Annotated in this window: 18 protein-coding genes; 11 read left to right on the top strand and 7 right to left on the bottom strand. The window is 63.9% G+C overall.

All coding sequences use genetic code 11. The features are described from left to right. Positions 1-20: 20 nt before the first annotated feature. Positions 21-929 carry an adenylate/guanylate cyclase domain-containing protein gene (locus F3H98_RS17350; RefSeq protein ID WP_149761405.1) on the bottom strand — a complete coding sequence of 303 codons (909 nt, stop codon included), beginning with the start codon at positions 927-929 and terminating at the stop codon, positions 21-23. 242 nt (positions 930-1171) lie between these two features. Then, positions 1172-1621 carry a baeRF12 domain-containing protein gene (locus F3H98_RS17345; RefSeq protein ID WP_149761404.1) on the bottom strand — a complete coding sequence of 150 codons (450 nt, stop codon included), beginning with the start codon at positions 1619-1621 and terminating at the stop codon, positions 1172-1174. A 445-nt stretch (positions 1622-2066) separates the two neighbouring features. Between F3H98_RS17345 and cysG the strand changes: the two genes are divergently transcribed. From cysG to F3H98_RS17320, 5 genes are read left to right on the top strand one after another with little or no spacing between them, the layout of a single operon-like run. Next, positions 2067-3509, top strand: coding sequence for a siroheme synthase CysG (cysG, locus tag F3H98_RS17340; protein ID WP_149761403.1), 1443 nt, complete (start codon positions 2067-2069; stop codon positions 3507-3509). After that, on the top strand, positions 3506-3814 hold the full coding sequence (locus F3H98_RS17335) for a DUF2849 domain-containing protein (RefSeq protein ID WP_149761402.1): 309 nt from the start codon (positions 3506-3508) through the stop codon (positions 3812-3814). Before cysG ends, F3H98_RS17335 begins: the two co-directional genes overlap by 4 nt. Before the next feature lie 36 nt (positions 3815-3850). Beyond that, positions 3851-5521, top strand: a complete 1671-nt coding sequence (locus tag F3H98_RS17330) for a nitrite/sulfite reductase (protein WP_149761401.1) — start codon at positions 3851-3853, stop codon at positions 5519-5521. Further along, positions 5496-6260: a phosphoadenylyl-sulfate reductase gene (locus tag F3H98_RS17325; protein WP_149761400.1), complete on the top strand. Its 765-nt coding sequence runs from the start codon at positions 5496-5498 to the stop codon at positions 6258-6260. The genes F3H98_RS17330 and F3H98_RS17325 overlap by 26 nt, the downstream gene beginning before the upstream one ends. Before the next feature lie 9 nt (positions 6261-6269). Further along, positions 6270-6803, top strand: coding sequence for a DUF934 domain-containing protein (locus F3H98_RS17320; protein WP_149761399.1), 534 nt, complete (start codon positions 6270-6272; stop codon positions 6801-6803). Between the two features lie 235 nt (positions 6804-7038). Here F3H98_RS17320 and F3H98_RS17315 read toward each other — a convergent pair whose 3' ends face one another. Next, positions 7039-7233, bottom strand: coding sequence for a hypothetical protein (locus F3H98_RS17315; protein WP_149761398.1), 195 nt, complete (start codon positions 7231-7233; stop codon positions 7039-7041). 180 nt (positions 7234-7413) lie between these two features. Between F3H98_RS17315 and F3H98_RS17310 the strand changes: the two genes are divergently transcribed. Continuing rightward, the gene (locus F3H98_RS17310; RefSeq protein ID WP_149761397.1) at positions 7414-7674 is read left to right on the top strand and encodes a DUF982 domain-containing protein; all 261 of its coding nucleotides are present in this window, start codon (positions 7414-7416) and stop codon (positions 7672-7674) included. A gap of 12 nt (positions 7675-7686) precedes the next feature. Next, positions 7687-7938 carry a DUF982 domain-containing protein gene (locus F3H98_RS17305; RefSeq protein WP_149761396.1) on the top strand — a complete coding sequence of 84 codons (252 nt, stop codon included), beginning with the start codon at positions 7687-7689 and terminating at the stop codon, positions 7936-7938. A gap of 78 nt (positions 7939-8016) precedes the next feature. On the opposite strand, the gene F3H98_RS17300 is transcribed toward F3H98_RS17305, so the two are convergent. After that, positions 8017-8445 (bottom strand): Lrp/AsnC family transcriptional regulator, encoded by a 429-nt coding sequence (locus F3H98_RS17300; protein ID WP_149761395.1) that lies wholly within the window; start codon positions 8443-8445, stop codon positions 8017-8019. Positions 8446-8471: 26 nt separating this feature from the next. Further along, the gene (locus F3H98_RS31110; RefSeq protein WP_188130450.1) at positions 8472-8630 is read right to left on the bottom strand and encodes a hypothetical protein; all 159 of its coding nucleotides are present in this window, start codon (positions 8628-8630) and stop codon (positions 8472-8474) included. Positions 8631-8665: 35 nt separating this feature from the next. Here F3H98_RS31110 and F3H98_RS17295 point away from each other — a divergent pair, with 35 nt between their 5' ends. After that, entirely contained in the window at positions 8666-9769 is a 1104-nt protein-coding gene (locus F3H98_RS17295; RefSeq protein WP_149761394.1) for a saccharopine dehydrogenase family protein, read from the top strand. Between the two features lie 175 nt (positions 9770-9944). Here F3H98_RS17295 and F3H98_RS17290 read toward each other — a convergent pair whose 3' ends face one another. Next, on the bottom strand, positions 9945-10982 hold the full coding sequence (locus F3H98_RS17290) for a phenylacetate--CoA ligase family protein (protein ID WP_244621758.1): 1038 nt from the start codon (positions 10980-10982) through the stop codon (positions 9945-9947). A gap of 30 nt (positions 10983-11012) precedes the next feature. Between F3H98_RS17290 and F3H98_RS31790 the strand changes: the two genes are divergently transcribed. The 3 genes from F3H98_RS31790 (at position 11013) to F3H98_RS17280 (ending at position 16025) form a co-directional block, all read left to right on the top strand. Continuing rightward, positions 11013-11291 (top strand): hypothetical protein, encoded by a 279-nt coding sequence (locus F3H98_RS31790; RefSeq protein WP_244621757.1) that lies wholly within the window; start codon positions 11013-11015, stop codon positions 11289-11291. Between the two features lie 454 nt (positions 11292-11745). After that, positions 11746-13884 (top strand): adenylate/guanylate cyclase domain-containing protein, encoded by a 2139-nt coding sequence (locus F3H98_RS17285; protein ID WP_149761393.1) that lies wholly within the window; start codon positions 11746-11748, stop codon positions 13882-13884. 158 nt (positions 13885-14042) lie between these two features. After that, on the top strand, positions 14043-16025 hold the full coding sequence (locus tag F3H98_RS17280) for an AI-2E family transporter (RefSeq protein WP_149761392.1): 1983 nt from the start codon (positions 14043-14045) through the stop codon (positions 16023-16025). Positions 16026-16055: 30 nt separating this feature from the next. Here F3H98_RS17280 and F3H98_RS17275 read toward each other — a convergent pair whose 3' ends face one another. Next, the gene (locus tag F3H98_RS17275) at positions 16056-16331 is read right to left on the bottom strand and encodes a type II toxin-antitoxin system HicB family antitoxin (RefSeq protein WP_244621756.1); all 276 of its coding nucleotides are present in this window, start codon (positions 16329-16331) and stop codon (positions 16056-16058) included. Positions 16332-16334: the final 3 nt, after the last annotated feature.

The following is a 16334-nucleotide window of genomic DNA, read 5'->3' as shown; positions in this document are numbered from 1 at the left end:
TACTTTCGGGCGACATGCAATTAGCCGATTTCGAACCTGATCACGTCGGCGACATTGGCGGCCGAGACCCGTCCGAGGCTGATCGTGCCTGCCTTGCGCATATGCAGCTCGTCGCGGTGCAGGTGCAGTTCGTCGTCTTCGCCGAGCTTTACATAGGTGCCGTTGGTGGAGCGGTCGGAAATCACGAAATGCCCGCGCTTGAATTCGATCAGCGCGTGGGAGCGGCTGACCCAGTCGGCTTCTATCTGCAAGGAATTGATCGGGCCGCGCCCCATCATGAACGAACCTGAATCGCCATCAAGCGTGACTACCTTGCCGCGATGGCAAAGCTGCAGCCTTGGTCCGGCCGGCGCACCGTCCGTCCTCGGTGACCAATCCAGGTGCGTGGTGCGTTGCACCGTCGTCATGCCCGACATGTCTTCATGCCAGATCACGTCGACGATCTCGATCGGCTGCAACTTGCCGTCGACATGGACGCGGCCAAGGCCGCGGAACGCCGGCGCCCTGCCGCCCAGCCCACGCACGCTTCCGGCGGAAGCGATGATCTGTTCCCGCTTGGCCAGAGCCCCCATGCGGGCTGCGGTGTTGACGGCATCGCCATAGACATCGCCGTTTTCTTCCAGCGCGTCGCCATGGTGCAGACCGATATGCACGCCGAGATGGTCGCGCACGAAATCGGTGTCGCGCGCCATCCTGCGCTGCATGTCGCACGCCGCCAGCACGCCCTCGAGCGCATCCGGCAGGGAGCACATGATTTCGTCGCCGATCGTCTTGATGACGCGCCCGCCGTGCTGCTGACAGATCAGAGCAAGCGCGTCGAGCACGGCGGCGATCAGGCGACGCGCTTCGAGATCACCTTTCGCTTCGAACAACCATGTGCTGCCGCTGACGTCTGCGAACAGGATGGTTTGCGTTCGGGAACTACTCATGCAGTCAGCCGCTGCGATCCAACCCCGCCACGGTCGGTGTATCCATTGCTTCACCGGTAATACCACGTCGGCTGCATGTAACGATAAAGAATTTTGTCGTATCTTGGGTGTCCGGTCGCGAGGTTTTCATAAAATCGGCGTGTCTGAAAGAAGAACGGCGCTGTAGGCCGGCCACCTGAAGCGGCCGTCCCAAAATCATCTCGGGTTGGTGGCGGAGTCGGCTCGAATTCGTAAGTTGCTGCTTACGCTGTAATCAACAGCTTTTCGATCTCCGGCACCGGATGATTGGTCAGCGTCTTCGGCACTTCGGCCATGACGCGGTCGCTGACCTCCTTGTGGAATTGTTTGCGCATCTCGCCCAGCACCGCCGGCGGCGCCACCAGGATGATCTTTTCGAAATCGCCGCGATGGGCAAATTTGTAGAGTCGTTGAGCGATCTCGTCAGCGAAGCGATCCTTGGCGACGCGATGCCAGTCGGTATCCGCGACGGCGCTTCTATGGATGCTCGGCCCGTCGTTGAAGCGGCCGGGACGGTCCGATCCCTGCTCGCGCGTAGGCGGGTTTTCTTCCTGCATTTCCCGGAAAACGGTGAGGTTGGGATGTTTCGTGTCGCCCTCGTTTTTCAGGAAGAGGGCCTTTTCGCCATCGGCGACCAGGACCCAGATTTTGTGCTCGAGCTTGATATGCGGCATGAAAAACTCCCTTGCTTGCCGGCCACGGACGGGCTGCTGCGAAAACAGATTTCGGTCCGGACCGGTGTTGGGGTAACGCCGCGCCGAAGCGCTTTGTTCCGGCCGTCCGGAACAAAGCGTCGAGCGTCGAAAAGCCGTCTCACCGGGCTAAATTCTACTCATTTGGTAGAAATTGGAAAAAACGCCCTTTGCTGGTGCGCCGCGCGTCGTTAAATCCGTCATCTGGTGCTTTCCAGATCAGGCTGCCCTTGCTGGCGTCCGGAGGGTTTCGTTCGGCCGGGGACCGAGGATATCGCCCTCTCGCCAGGGGATAGAGAAAAAAATTCTCCCACTACCCGGCTTCCCGGAAAAGCGATTGCTCCGCTCGCGTGGCCGCGCTACGACATTCCTTCTGGTTTCTCCCGCCAAAAGTTAGAAATGCCGTCTGTTCCCGGAGACTGCCGGCATGTTGCCAGAAACAACCAAACTCAACGCCTTCCCCGTTTTCATGCGGGTGGAAGATGCGCTGGTGGTCATCGTCGGCAATGGCGGCGAAGCGCTGGCCAAGGCGCGGCTGCTGTCGCAGTCGAGTGCTGCGCTGAAGATCGTCGCCGACGATCCGGATGCGCCGCTCGCGGCCTGGATCGCCGCCCACGGCGCCAAGCATGTCGCCGAGGCCTACGCGCCGCACCATCTCGAAGGCGCGGTCCTGGTGTTTGCCGCCAGCGGCGACGCAGCGCTCGACAAGCGCATCTCCTCGGACGCGCGCGCCAAAAATATCCCAGTCAACGCCGTTGACCGGCCGGAGCTGTGCGACTTCTTCACGCCGGCCATCGTCAACCGCGCGCCGGTCTGCGTGGCTGTCGGCACCGAAGGCGCCGGCCCCGTGCTTTCCCAGCTGATCCGCGCGAAGATCGACCGCATGCTGGCGCCTTCGCTGGGCGGTCTGGCGGTGCTTGCCGCTTCCTTCCGCGATGCCGCCGAACGGCTCCTGCCGAAGGGCAGCGCCCGCCGCCGCTTCTGGAACGACTTCTTCGAAGGCGCTCCGGCGCGTGCGCTGGAAATTGGCCATCTCGCCGAAGCGCATGAGGCGGCTGCCGAGTTGCTGGCGCGCAGAACCGCCGCGCAAGGTCACATCGCATTGGTGGGCGCCGGACCGGGAGCCGAGGACCTTCTGACGCTGCGCGCGCAGCGTCTTCTGATGCAGGCCGATGTCATCGTCCATGACGCGCTGGTGCCGGAGGCGGTGGTCGCAATGGGCCGTCGCGACGCCGAGCGGCTGCCGGTCGGCAAGCGCAAGGGCTGCCACTCCAAAAGCCAGGCGGAAATCAACGAATTGCTGGTGTCTCTCGGCCGCGAGGGCAAGCGGGTGGTGCGCCTGAAGTCCGGCGATCCGCTGGTCTTCGGCCGCGCCGGCGAGGAAATGCAGGCGCTGCGCGATGCCGATATCTCCTACGAGGTGGTGCCGGGCGTCACCGCCGCATTCGCCGCTGCCGCCGATTTCGAATTACCGCTCACCTTGCGCGGCGTCGCCTCCTCGATGGTGTTCACCACCGGCCACGACCTGAAGGGCGGCACGCTGCCCGATTGGGGCAAACTCGCCATCTCCGGCGCCACCGTCGCCGTTTATATGGGCCGCTCAGTCGCGGCAGAGGTCGCGAGCCGCCTGATCGAGGCCGGACTTTCGCCCGACACCGCCGTCGCTGTGGTCGAAAACGCTAGCCTCGGCGATCGCCGGCTGTTCCACGGCACCATCGCAGACCTGCCCGCGCTGGAAGGCCGCGACGAACTGACCGGGCCGGTCATGACGCTCATCGGCGACGCCGTCGCCGGCGCCAATTTCGGCAAATCCGAGCCGCTGGCGGCGCATGATCGTCTCGTTGCCGCCAAGCAGGGAGCCGACGCATGAAAGTCCTGACTGCCAACCGCCTGATCGACGGCGAAGCCATCTGGTATTCGGCAGGGCAGGCCTGGTCGGAAACCATTGTCGGCGCCGAGATCGCCGCAGACAAGGCGGCTGAAGAAAAGCTCGAAGCCATCGGCAAGGCGGCCTTTGCCGGCAATTTCGCCCTCGATATCGAACTGATCGATGTTCAGTTGGTCGATGGCGCCATCATTCCGGTCCGGTTGCGCGAGCGTATCCGCGCCGCCGGGCCGACCAACCGCACCGACCTCGGCAAACAAGCCCGTTCAACAACCGCTGCTATAGCATGATCCCAGGGCGCAGGGCGCCTCAGGCAGGTAGACAAAATGTACCGCTACGATGAGTTCGATCACGATTTCGTCAATGCCCGCGTCGCCGAGTTCAGCGACCAGGTCGAGCGCCGGCTGGCCGGCGAGATCACCGAGGACCAGTTCCGGCCGCTGCGGCTGATGAACGGCGTCTACCTTCAGCTTCACGCCTACATGCTGCGCGTCGCCATTCCCTACGGCACGCTGAATTCGAAGCAGCTCAGGATGCTCGGCCATATCGCCCGCAAGTACGACAAGGGCTACGGCCATTTCACGACGCGCCAGAACATCCAGTACAACTGGCCGGCGCTGTCGGACATCCCGGCGGTTCTCGCCGATCTCGCCTCTGTCGAGATGCACGCCATCCAGACATCGGGTAACTGCATCCGCAACGTCACCGCGGACCACTTTGCGGGTGCCGCCGCCGACGAGGTGGCCGACCCGCGGCCCTATGCGGAAATACTGCGCCAGTGGTCTTCAGTGCACCCGGAGTTTTCGTACCTGCCGCGCAAATTCAAGATCGCGGTGACGGGCGCCGAGCGCGACCGCGCCGCCATCCAGGTCCACGATATCGGCCTGCACCTGAAGAAGAACGCCACCGGCGAACTGGGGTTCGCCGTCTATGTCGGCGGCGGGCAGGGCCGCACGCCGATGATCGCCAAGAAGATCAACGATTTCCTGCCGGAAGAGCACCTGCTCTCATACACGACCGCGATCATGCGCGTGTACAATCTGCATGGCCGCCGCGACAACAAGTACAAGGCCCGCATCAAGATCCTGGTGCACGAGACCGGCACGGAGGAGTTTGCGCGCCAGGTCGAGGCCGAATGGGCGGAATTGAAGAACAGTGAGCTCAAGCTGCCGGAAGCCGACATCCGCGCCATCGAAGCCTACTTCGCGCCGCCGGCGCTGGTTGCCCGCCCCGAAGGCGACGAGGCGGTGCGCCTGGCGCGGCTCGATTCGAAAAGCTTTGCGGAATGGCTTGACCAGAATGTCGTCACGCACCGCAACCCGGACTATGCGGCGGTGACGATCTCGCTGAAGGGCATCGGCGAAGCGCCGGGCGACGCTTCCGACAGCCAGATGGAAGCCGTCGCCGACATCACCGAAAAATACGCCTTCGACGAACTCAGGGTCACCCATGAGCAGAACCTTGTGCTGCCGCATGTCGCGCGCGCCGACCTGAAAGCGGTCTATGACGCATTGGTCGAAATCGAGCTGGCGACCGCCAATTCGGGCCTGATCAGCGACATCATCGCCTGCCCGGGCCTCGATTATTGCGCGCTCGCCAATGCCCGCTCCATCAGCGTCGCCCAGAACATCTCCAACCGCTTCGCTTCGCTCGAGCGGCAGCGCGACATAGGCGAGCTGAAGCTGAAGATTTCCGGCTGCATCAACGCCTGCGGCCATCATCATGTCGGCCACATCGGCATCCTCGGCGTCGAGAAGAAAGGCGCTGAGCTCTATCAGGTGACGCTCGGCGGCTCCGGAGACGAAAACACCTCCGTCGGCGAGATCATCGGCCGCGGCTTCGGCCCGGACGAGATCACCGACGCCATCGAGACGGTGGTGGAAACCTATCTGCGTTTCCGAACCGACAAGTCCGAAAAATTCCTTGATGCCTATCGCCGCCTGGGCGCCGCCCCCTTCAAGGAGGCGCTTTATGGCAACGAAGCCAAGGCGGCCTGAGATGGCGACCGACGCCGATCTGGCGATGGCCGAACAGGCGGCGCTGCTCGATCAGCGCTACGGCCATCTGACGCCGGTCGAAATCATCGAGCGGGCGGCGGAGCGCTATTTCCCCGGCCAGATCGCGGCGGTTTCGTCGTTTGGCGCGGACTCGGCTGTGCTGCTGCACATGCTCGCCGAAGTCGACCGCAACCTGCCGGTGATCTTTCTCGACACCGGCAAGCATTTCGAGGAGACGCTGCATTATCGCGATGCGCTCGCCGCCGATTTCGGCCTGACTGACATCAGGATCATTACGCCGCTGGAGGCAGCCCTCAACCGCGACGATCCCGACGGCACGCTGCATCAACGCGACACCGACGCCTGCTGCGCCATCCGCAAGGTCGAGCCGATGGCGCGCGGCGTCGAGCCGTTCCGCGCCTGGTTCACCGGCCGCAAGCGCTTCCAGGCAGCGACCCGCGCTGCCCTTCCGGTTTTCGAGGCCGTCGGTCCGCGCGCGCGCATCAACCCGCTGGCGCGCTGGACCACCTCCGATCTCGCAGACTACATGCGCGCCCACGACCTGCGGGAGAATCCGCTGGTCGCCTATGGCTATCTGTCGATCGGCTGCTTCCCGTGCACGCAGGCAGTAAAGCCGGGCGAGGATGCGCGCAGCGGCCGCTGGGCGGGACAGGCGAAGACCGAATGTGGTATTCACTTGCCGGAACTCGACAAGTCGCTGGCCAACGCCTCTCACTAGGAACCAGGAATGACCGAACAGACCGAGCAGGCGGCGCCCCGCCTGTGGACGCCGCAGGGCTTTCGCGAAGACGAATGGCAACATGCCGAAAACGCCGAAGCGCTGGCTGCGAACGGCCGCTTCATCCTGCCTTTGCAGGTCTTTCTTGACCTCGATGCCGAGGTGAGGATTTCGGCGAGGGAACGGCTGGGCGTGCTGCTTTTGCCGGGTGACCAGCTGGAAAAGATCGTGCCGCTGCTCGACCAGCTGTCGCTGGTGGCGCTGGCATTCCCGGCCTTCAACGACGGCCGCTCCTTCTCCAAGGCGGAACTGCTGCGCAGCCGGCATGGTTTCGAGAGCACCGTGCGCGCCACCGGCCAGGTGCTGATCGACCAGCTGCCGCACATGATTCGGCTTGGTTTCGACGAGTTCGAAGTCTCGCACCCGGTGCTGATCAAACGCCTGGAGGCCGGCGATACCGGCGGTATCCCGCTCTATTACCAGCCGACCAGCAAACCGGCAGAAAAAGGCCCGAAATATTCGTGGCGGCGCGTTCGAGAATAACACTCTTCCCAGCGCGATAATGTCCGGAGGTGGATGAAGTTTATCTCCGCCTCGAATGCGAATTTAGAATATTACAATAATTTCAATTGCTTGTGCAGTTTGCGCGACCGTCGCGCCGCGAAATGGGTTCACAGCTTCCTGCCGCGACTGCAATTACCGCTGTTTTGGCGCTCGGATCGACGTGTTCACACGCGTTTTTTGTCTCAAGGATGAGTTGGAGCCAGAGGCCCGGCAATCAGCGCTCGCGCTTCGCCGCGATCGTCTCGGCACGCTCCATGTCGGTGAGTATCTTGCGCAGGTCCGCTGGCAGTTCAGCGTCCACACGAAACGCCGGCATGGAACGCAGATAGCGTGCATTGGCTTCGGTGCGGATCTGGCGCCGAATGCTTGCCGGTAGCGTCTGAGACTTGTTGCCGTTGCTGCGGGACATTTTCCAATCCTGTCGTAGCAATCCAACACACCCGCGCGGTAATGGTTCCCGCATTGCAGCAATGACGCAAGCGCAAGGCTCGAACACGGTAAAATTTGAATTAAATTCTTCGAACGAAGGAAAAGCGGAGGAACGACCTGCCGGGACGGAACTGCGAAACTTCCGGCGCGTTCATGGGGAATGGACAACAAGCGGTTTTCCCATGCGATCCATGTCCGCTTCAAGGAGTTCGGGCAGACCCGCACTGTTACCGACACGCACGAAGCTCTCGATTGCCTGATGTATTGCTGGCCGGCGGATCGCGGCCCGCGCCATCGCGACGCGCTCGACGCCTGTCTCAAGGTGATCGACGGCCACCGCTCCGCCATAGACGCCGAGAAAGCCTTCAAGGAGGCGGCGCGCGAAGCCGGCATCCTCGAAGAGCACCAACCCCATCGCTGACGGGAGGAAACCATGACGGATCGCAAGAGTTTCGACAGCCCGGTCAAGCTGCAGGTCGGCGGCGACAAGACGCTGCGTACGGTCAAGAGCGTTGAAGGCGCCTGCGAAGTGCTGATCGACTGGCCGCATGCCCGGCGTGGACCGTTCTACCAGTCGGCCCGCGAGGTGGTGGAGGCGGCGATCGCCGGCACCGCGACGCCACAGCAGGCTCGCGAAGCCTTCGCAGCGCTGGCCGCACACGCCGGCGTCATCGTCGACGAATGAGCAACATCAGGATCACCCCACCCGGCCCTGCGGGCCACCCTCCCCATTGAGGGGAGGGAGACGAGGCCGCAACGTCGTCTACCTGTCGATGCGGGTTGAGAGGATGATCGAGGACAGCGTGCGTTCGACGCCGTCGAGCACGCCGATCTGATCGATCAGGCTGTCGAGGTCGCCGATCGACGGCGATTCGACGACGACGATCATGTCGAAATTGCCGCTGACGGAGTGCACTGTGCGCACCGCCTGCATGGCTTTCAGGCTGGCGACGACCTTGTCGGCAAGCTTCGGCGTGACGGTGACCAGCACATGGGCGCGAATCAGCGTCCGCTCGTATTCGGGGGCCAGCCGAACCCCGTAGCCGGCGATCACCCCGCGCTTTTCCAGCCTTTCGATGCGGCTCTGCACCGTGGTGCGCGAGACGCCGAGGCGGCGCGCCAGGTCGGCCGTCGAGGCGCGGGCGTTTTCGCGCAGCAGGGAAAGCAGCGTCTGGTCGGCATCGGTCGTCATTCTGGCGCTCTCATTCGTCGAAGTGATCAATCATACACTGCTTTTTGCACAGAAAGCACCCTTCCTTTCGACCGGCTATCTGCGATTTTGCGCCACAGCGTGGCACCGAACGGGATGCGGCGGCCGCGCCTCAACTTCTTAGTTTGCATGCCGTTTTCCGAACCGAGCACGGTTTCGGGCGACATGCGTGAAATCTCAGCCAGGCGGAAGGAAAAGGGCGATGAAGAACATAGTTGTGGTCGGGGCAGGCAAGATCGGCGCGACGATCGCCGACATGCTGGCGGGAAGCGGTGACTACCGGGTGACGGTGGTCGACCGTTCGGCAGCCCAGCTTGCGGCGCTCGAAGTGACGGATGCGGTGGCAACGCAGGAACTCGACATCGAGGACCAGGCAGCACTCGAGGCGGTGCTGGCAGGCAAGTTCGCCGTGCTCAGTGCCGCTCCTTTCCACCTCACCACGCGCATCGCCGAGGCCGCCGCCAAGACCGGTGTCCACTATCTCGACCTCACCGAGGACGTCGTCAGCACCCGGCGGGTGAAGGAACTGGCGCGCGGCTCGAAAAGCGCCTTCATTCCGCAATGCGGCCTGGCGCCCGGCTTCATCTCCATCGTCGCCAACGATCTCGCCAGCCGCTTCGACAGCCTGGAGAGCGTGCGCATGCGGGTCGGCGCGCTGCCGCAATATCCGTCCAATGCGCTGAACTACAACCTCACCTGGAGCACCGACGGCGTCATCAACGAATATTGCGAGCCCTGCGAGGCGATCGTCGAGGGCGAACTGGTCGAAGTGCCGCCGCTGGAAGAGCGCGAGGAATTCTCGCTCGACGGCGTCACCTACGAGGCGTTCAACACGTCGGGCGGCCTCGGCACGCTGGCTGAAACCCTCAGGGGCAAGGTGCGCACGCTGAACTACCGCACCATCCGCTACCCCGGCCACGCCGCGATCATGAAGGCGCTGCTCAACGATCTCGGCCTGCGCCACCGCCGCGAAGTGCTCAAGGATATTTTCGAAAGCGCGCTGCCGGCGACGCTGCAGGACGTGGTCATCGTCTTCGTCACCGTCAGCGGGCGCAAGAACGGCCGCCTGCTGCAGGAAACCTACGCCAACAAGGTTTATAGCCGCCGCATCGGCGAGGTGGTGCGCAGCGCCATCCAGATCACCACGGCGTCGGGCATCTGCGCCGTTCTCGACATGCTGGCCGACGGCAACCTGCCGGCCAAGGGTTTCGTCAAGCAGGAGGATATCGCGCTGGATGCTTTCCTGGCCAACCGCTTCGGCCGCGCCTACGCGCAGTCTGAGCCGGCCGGCCGGCTGGTGGCGTAAGGCAGTTTAGAGCGCGATTTTGGGATTAAGGGATGCAATCTTGGATGATTGCATCCCCGAACCTCCAGCCAGAGCATTTTGCAGCCAAATGGAATCATTTGGCGTCCGCATAAATGCGGCAAAACAAATAGCTAGAGCGGGTTACCGGTTCTGAAGAACCGGAGCCCCTCTAGTCTCAGGCTTCACGGGTCACCAGCTTTTCCTTGGCGCCAGTGCCAACGCGTTCGATGCTTTCGACGAGTTGCACGCGAATGTCAGGGACGTCTGCGCCGGTTTGCAGCAATGCGCTTCGAATTTCCTGCCGGACCGAGGCCAGAATCTCGTCCCTGGGCGCATCTTCGCGAGCTGAAATCCTGATGTTCAATCCAAACGGGTGCTGAGCAACCTGGAACTGCCGGATGCCGGGAATGCGGACCAGCGGCGACCTCAGACGGCCCGCATGAACCTTGACATGACCACCGCCACGGGCAGGCAGTTCAAGGACCTCTTCGCGCCGGCCTTCGATCGAGGCGATGCGGGCATACGGGCGCCCGCATCGGCAAACGCCATCCGCCAGGGAAACCATGTCCGACAACTCGTAGCGGATGAGCGGAAGCACCTTGTTGGTCAGTGACGTGATCAGGATCTTGCTGCCGGTTGCGCCGGGGGCAACCTTGCGATTGGCCTCGTCGACGACCTCATAGACAATCAGGTCCTCGGGAAGGTGGATGCCCGTGAGGTGTTCGCATTCCAGGCCTCTGGTCCCGGTTTCGGTCGTTCCAAAACCGTTGAAGACGCCGATGCCCCAGGTCAGCTGAACAAGCTCGCGGATATCCGGCTGCAGGGTCTCGGCAACCGAACCCATGAGCCGGGGCGCGATGCGCAGCCGGCCTTCGGCCTGTTCCTCGACCAGCCTGCGTATGAATGAAGGATATGTGATAAGCGCCTCGGGCAGGAACGCGTTCAGCGTCGCGACGATCTCCGGCAAGGGCGTGGTCACGGAAAGCCGAGGTGTGGCTGGACGGCCTTCCCGCAACTCCGTGAACATGCGATTGGAAATGTGGAAAGGCGACGGAGAGCCAATGCCGATGAAGCGCGTTTTTGCCATCACGCCGGCCGCTCGCAGGAAGCGAATATAGCTCGCCGCGGCAACCTCCCAGGCCGGCTGGTCGTAGACGATAATGGCCCTTTCCCCACTGGTGCCACCGGTTGCGCAGGCGCGATATTGGCTCAACAGCAGGTCCGCGGCCTGCGGGCTGGCCAGGTGTCGCTCTATATCGCCGAGGCGCAAGCGATCATCGGTCACTATGTGATCGAACTCGGCCATGAGCTTGCCCTTGGTCAGTATCGGAAGCTCATCCAGCGGCGCCTGCCGGGCTATCAGGGGACCGATCGTCTCGCGGTAATAGGGAGAGTTGGCTGCGGCGTGTTGAAGCGTGTGAGCGAGGGCTTGCGATTGATGAGCCAGCAGCCGGGCGCGCGACCAGCGATCGCGCTCGATAAGCCCGGTCGCAAGCCGCTGAACCAAAGCCGGGTCGAGTGACATCGGCGCGATTGCTTTCCGATTGTTCCGCAGGCCAGTCTATCACATGGAAGCCGCGGAGAGGTCCCTCGTGCGCACTCGATGCGACCATGCTGTCGACCGTTCGCCGGCCCGCGAGCGCCATCGAGGATCGGATGACGCCACAAGCGACGACAACGCAGTCGTTTGCCGCCGCACTTCGAAAGGCGGGGCCGGCCTCGGTAACACAAGTCTCCACGGCAGCCTCCGAGGGGCGAGGCAGCGCGGGCCAGGCAAACCACTCAGCCGGGGAAGCGGAGCCGTCCATCCCATTGGTGGATGTTCGCGGTAGCAGATTGCGCTGCCCATCCGTCGGCGAATGCAGTAGCATCTGCCGCCGGTTCGGATCAGCTTTCTTCGCTAGCGGAGGATTATCATCATCATCATTATCGGCGATACATGCCAAATACTTCGCGTTGTTGGTTCGAGCTGATTCATGTCTTCTGCAGGCGCAACGAGCACATCCCCACACCGACCGTCCCGCTGGGGCTTATCCGCAAAGCTGTTTACAACTCTCGTCCTGCTTGGTGCGATCGCGGTCATGGTGACCGGGGTGCTCGGTTACTTCCGCGCCCGCGAGGCGCTCGAAAAAGCGGTCTTCGACCAGCTAACAGCCGCCCGCCAGACCAAGACACGGCAGGTTGAAACCTACTTCCGCACGATCCAGGCGGAACTGCGCCTGCTTGCCACCTCCAAGATGGTCGTCGATGCGACGCGCGAGTTCCGGATCGCGGTCGACCAGCTCGACCGGACGGGCGCGCCGCCCGAGCTGCGGCAGAAGGTCGGCGATTGGTACGCCGCGAACTTCATCCCTCAGATGACGCGCATCCTCGGCAGGGAACCAGCCCTGTCGGACTACCTGCCGGTCGGCGGCGCCCCTTACTACCTCCAGTATCACTACATCGTGGAAAATCCGAACCAGGGCGAGCGGCGCAAGCTTCTCGACGACGCCGGCGACGGAAGCGACTACAGCCGGCTTCACGCCGTGTATCATCCGCTGATGCGCGCCGCGGCAGCCACGGTCGGCTTTTTCGATTTCATGGTCGCCGATCCAAAATCGGGTCGCCTGATCTACACGGTCCAGAAGGAGGCGGACTTCACCACGTCCCTCCAATTTGGCCCTTACCGGCGCTCCAACGCCGCCGCCGCCGTCGCCCGCTGCGCGGAAAGCGCCGACCGGTCGGCCGTCTGCCTGGAAGATTTCGCCCCTTACGCGCCGTCGGGTGGCGCACCCATCGCCTTCATGGGCGCACCGGTGATCGACCAGGGCGTCGTCATCGGGGTGCTGATCGCGCAATTGTCGAACGAGGAGATCGACAATGTGGTGACCGGCGGCCGCCGCTGGCGGCAGGAGGGATTTGGCGACACGGGCGAGGCCTACCTCGTCGGGCCTGATCATCTGGTGCGCTCGGCCCCGCGCGCGTTTTACGAGAACCAGGAGGACTATTTCGCCGAACTCAAATCGGTCGGCACATCGAACGAGGAAATCGCCGCCATCCAGCGTTACGGGACGCCGGTGCTGCATCAGGCGATCGACACCAAGGCCACACGGGCCGCCCTTGCCGGCGTCGATGGCACCGGCGAGATCATCGGCTATCGTGGCGTGCCGACGCTCGCTTCGTGGGGACCGCTCGCGATACCCGGCGTCAACTGGGGTCTCGTCGCAAAGGTGGACAGCGCCGAGGCGTTCGCACCGATCAACCGGCTGCGCCGCGACCTGCTCATCGTCGGCGGGCTGGCGCTGCTTGCGGTGGCGGCCACCGCCGCGTGGCTTTCGCGCGCACTGCTTGGACCGCTGCGCGAGCTGACCGCCGGCGTAAAACGCTTCGCCGCCGGCGACTACGCGGCCAGCGTGCCGGTCCGCACGCGTGACGAGATTGGCCAGCTCTGCTCGGCCTTCAACGGCATGGTCGAGGAACTGCGCGAAAAGAATGTCGTGATCGAGAACAAGAACCGCGAGAACGAGCAGCTGCTGCTGAACGTCCTGCCGGCGCCGATCGCCAACCGGCTGCGCGGCGGCGAGGAGAGGATCGCCGACGGCTTTGCGGAGGTCACGGTCGCCTTCGCGGACCTGGTCGGCTTCACGGCGCTGACGTCGGAGATGCCGCCGCAGGAGGTGGTGACGTTCCTCAACGGGCTGTTCACGCGCTTCGATGAAGCCGCCAACGATCTTGGCATCGAGAAGATCAAGACGGTGGGCGACGCATATATGGCCGTGTGCGGCCTGCCGGTGCCGGTGCCCAACCACGCCGAGCGCATGATCCGCATGGCCATTCGCATGGTCCATATAACGCGCGAGCACGCCATGGAGCACAACGTCTCGATGAAGCTCAGGGTCGGCGTCAACAGCGGACCGGTGGTGGCCGGCGTCATCGGCAAGAGCAAGTACATCTACGACCTGTGGGGCGACACGGTGAACCTCGCAAGCCGCATGGAATCAGGCAGCGTTCCCGATGCGGTCCAGGTGACGCGGGCCGTCTACGAGCAGCTCAAGGACCAGTTCGTCTTCGAGCCGCGCGGCGCCATCGAAGTCAAGGGCAAGGGCAACGTGGAGGCCTGGCTCTTGCGGCTGTAGGGGCGTCGGGCGCTTCCCATGCCGGCAGGTCGCCGCCAAAGTCCTAAATGACCCGACGGCCGGCCCGTCCCCCGCAAATGGAACCGGAAGCCCCGCCTGGCGGTTATAGGGCGTGAAGCCGCAGCGAATGCGGCCACGCAGGGGAAGTCATCGCGGGAATGAACACGACAACCAACGCTCCCGCAGCGTCCTCGCGGGCAAAAGCCAGTGCGATCGGCCCACAGTCGCACGCGCCCGCCGTCACCTATCCAACCCTGATCACCGTCGCGGCAACGGTTGCGGCACTTTATTTCGGTAAGGATATCTTCCTGCCGCTGGCAGTGGCCGTGTTGCTGACCTTCGCGCTGGCGCCGGTGGTTTCGTGGCTGCGCAAATTCCGTTTGCCGCGGCCAGCCGCCGTCATCACCGTGGTCATCGCCGCCTTCGCCGCGATCGCGCTTTTCGGCACCGTCGTGGCGACCCAACTCGGCGTGCTGGCCGAGAACCTGCCGCTTTACCAGTCCAACATCGAGGCCAAGGTACGCGTCGTCAAAGACGCCAATGTCGGGGAAGGCATTATCGACCGCGTCTCGCGGCTCCTGGAAAGGCTGGGAGCCGAGATACGGCGCAACGACAAGCCGCCGGCAGACGCCAACCCGCCCGGCACCTCCGACGCGCCGCAGGTGAAACCCCTGCCGGTGGAGGTGGTCGAGCCGCAGCTGCAGCCCTTCCAGGTGCTGCAGACCATCATCGGGCCGCTGATCGAGCCGCTGGCGACCGGCGGCATCATCATCGTGGTGGTGATCTTCATGCTGATGAAGCGGGAGGATCTGCGCGACCGCTTCATCCGGCTGGTCGGCGCCAGCGACCTGCATCGCACCACCGAGGCGCTGCAGGATGCCGGCAAGCGGGTCGGCCAGTATCTCTTGATGCAGCTGATCGTCAACGTCACCTACGCGATCCCCATCGGCGTCGGCCTGTGGGTCATCGGGGTGCCCAACCCGCTGCTGTGGGGGCTTCTTGCGCTGGTTCTGCGCTTCGTGCCCTATATCGGCCCGATCATCGCGGCCGTCTTCCCGCTGCTTCTGGCGCTGGCCGTCGACCCCGGCTGGACGATGGTGCTGTGGGCGGTGGCGTTGTTCATCGTCGTCGAACTGATCAGCAACAACGCCGTCGAGCCGTGGCTCTACGGTTCCCGTACCGGCCTGTCGCCGCTGGCCATCATCGTGGCCGCGATCTTCTGGACCTGGCTATGGGGTCCGCTCGGCCTGCTTCTGTCGACGCCGCTGACGGTGTGCCTCGTGGTGCTCGGCCGCCATGTGCCGCAATTCGAATTCCTCGACGTGCTGTTCGGCAGCGAGCCGGTGCTGGAGCCGCACGAAGCGCTCTATCAGCGGCTGCTGGCCGGCGATCCGGACGAAGCGACCGACCGCGCCGAGGAATTTCTGGCCGACAACGATCTGGTCGCGTTCTACGAGACCGTCGCCATTCCGGCGCTGTCGCTCGGCGAGACCGACCGCGCCCGCGGCGTGATGGACGATGCCCGCCGCCAGCGCGTCGCCGAAGGCGCCATGACGCTGGTCGACAATCTGGAGGAATATGCCGAGGAGGAAGCGGCGGAAGAGGACGACGAGAACGGCGACGAGGCGGAGGATGAAGGCGAGGACGATGCGGCCGAACTGCCCGACGGCACCGGCAAGACGGTGCTCTGCGTCGGCGGCCGCGGCGAGCTCGACGAGGCGTCGGCCGCCATGCTCGCGCAGGTGTTGACCGCGCACGGCGCCACGGCCCGCCTTGTCGAGACGAGGGCCATATCAGCCAGCAACATCGGCCGGCTCGACTTCAAGGACGTGCATTCGGTGGTGATCGGCTATCTCAACGCCGATTCCGTCGCCCATGCGCGCTACATGGTCAGACGCATCAAGCGCGCGCGCAAGACGCTGCGCGTCGGTGTGGCCTTCTGGCTGCCGGCTGAGGACCATTTCAGCGACGCCAAGCTGATGGCATCCATCAACTGCGACTTCGTCGCCCACAAGATGACGCAGGCGGTGGCGGGTGCGCTTTCGGACGAAGCGGCCGTCGCCATCAAGCCGGCGCCCCGGCGCATCCCGAAGCGGCGGAAGCCGGCGAAGAGCAAGGCAAAGGCGAAGGAAAGCGCCTGAGTGTAGCGGATGCTCGGCGGCGCGGAAGTGTCAGGCTGCTGCAGCCACCGGGGGAGAAGGCGCCACCGCGGCGACTACAGCGTCGACAGACGATTCCAGAAAATCCGGATCGTCACGAAGATCGTCGAGCGAGCGCCTGACCGGCAGAGCGCCTTCCCAATCCTCGAATGCAAAGCCGAGCGCCGTTCCAGCCTCGCGCAACGCGTCATCGAGCGTATCGGCAACGGCGATCACGCCCGGTACGTCCGGGAAGGAAACGCCGTAGCCGCTGTCCGCTTCCTTATGGATGAGAGCGATGTAATGCATCAC

The sequence above is a fragment of the Neomesorhizobium albiziae genome, assembly GCF_900114255.1.
GTDB classification, from domain to species: Bacteria; Pseudomonadota; Alphaproteobacteria; order Rhizobiales; family Rhizobiaceae; genus Neomesorhizobium; species Neomesorhizobium albiziae.
The sequence above is the reverse complement of the archived record's forward strand: the minus strand, read 5'-3'. Positions and strand labels throughout refer to the sequence as shown.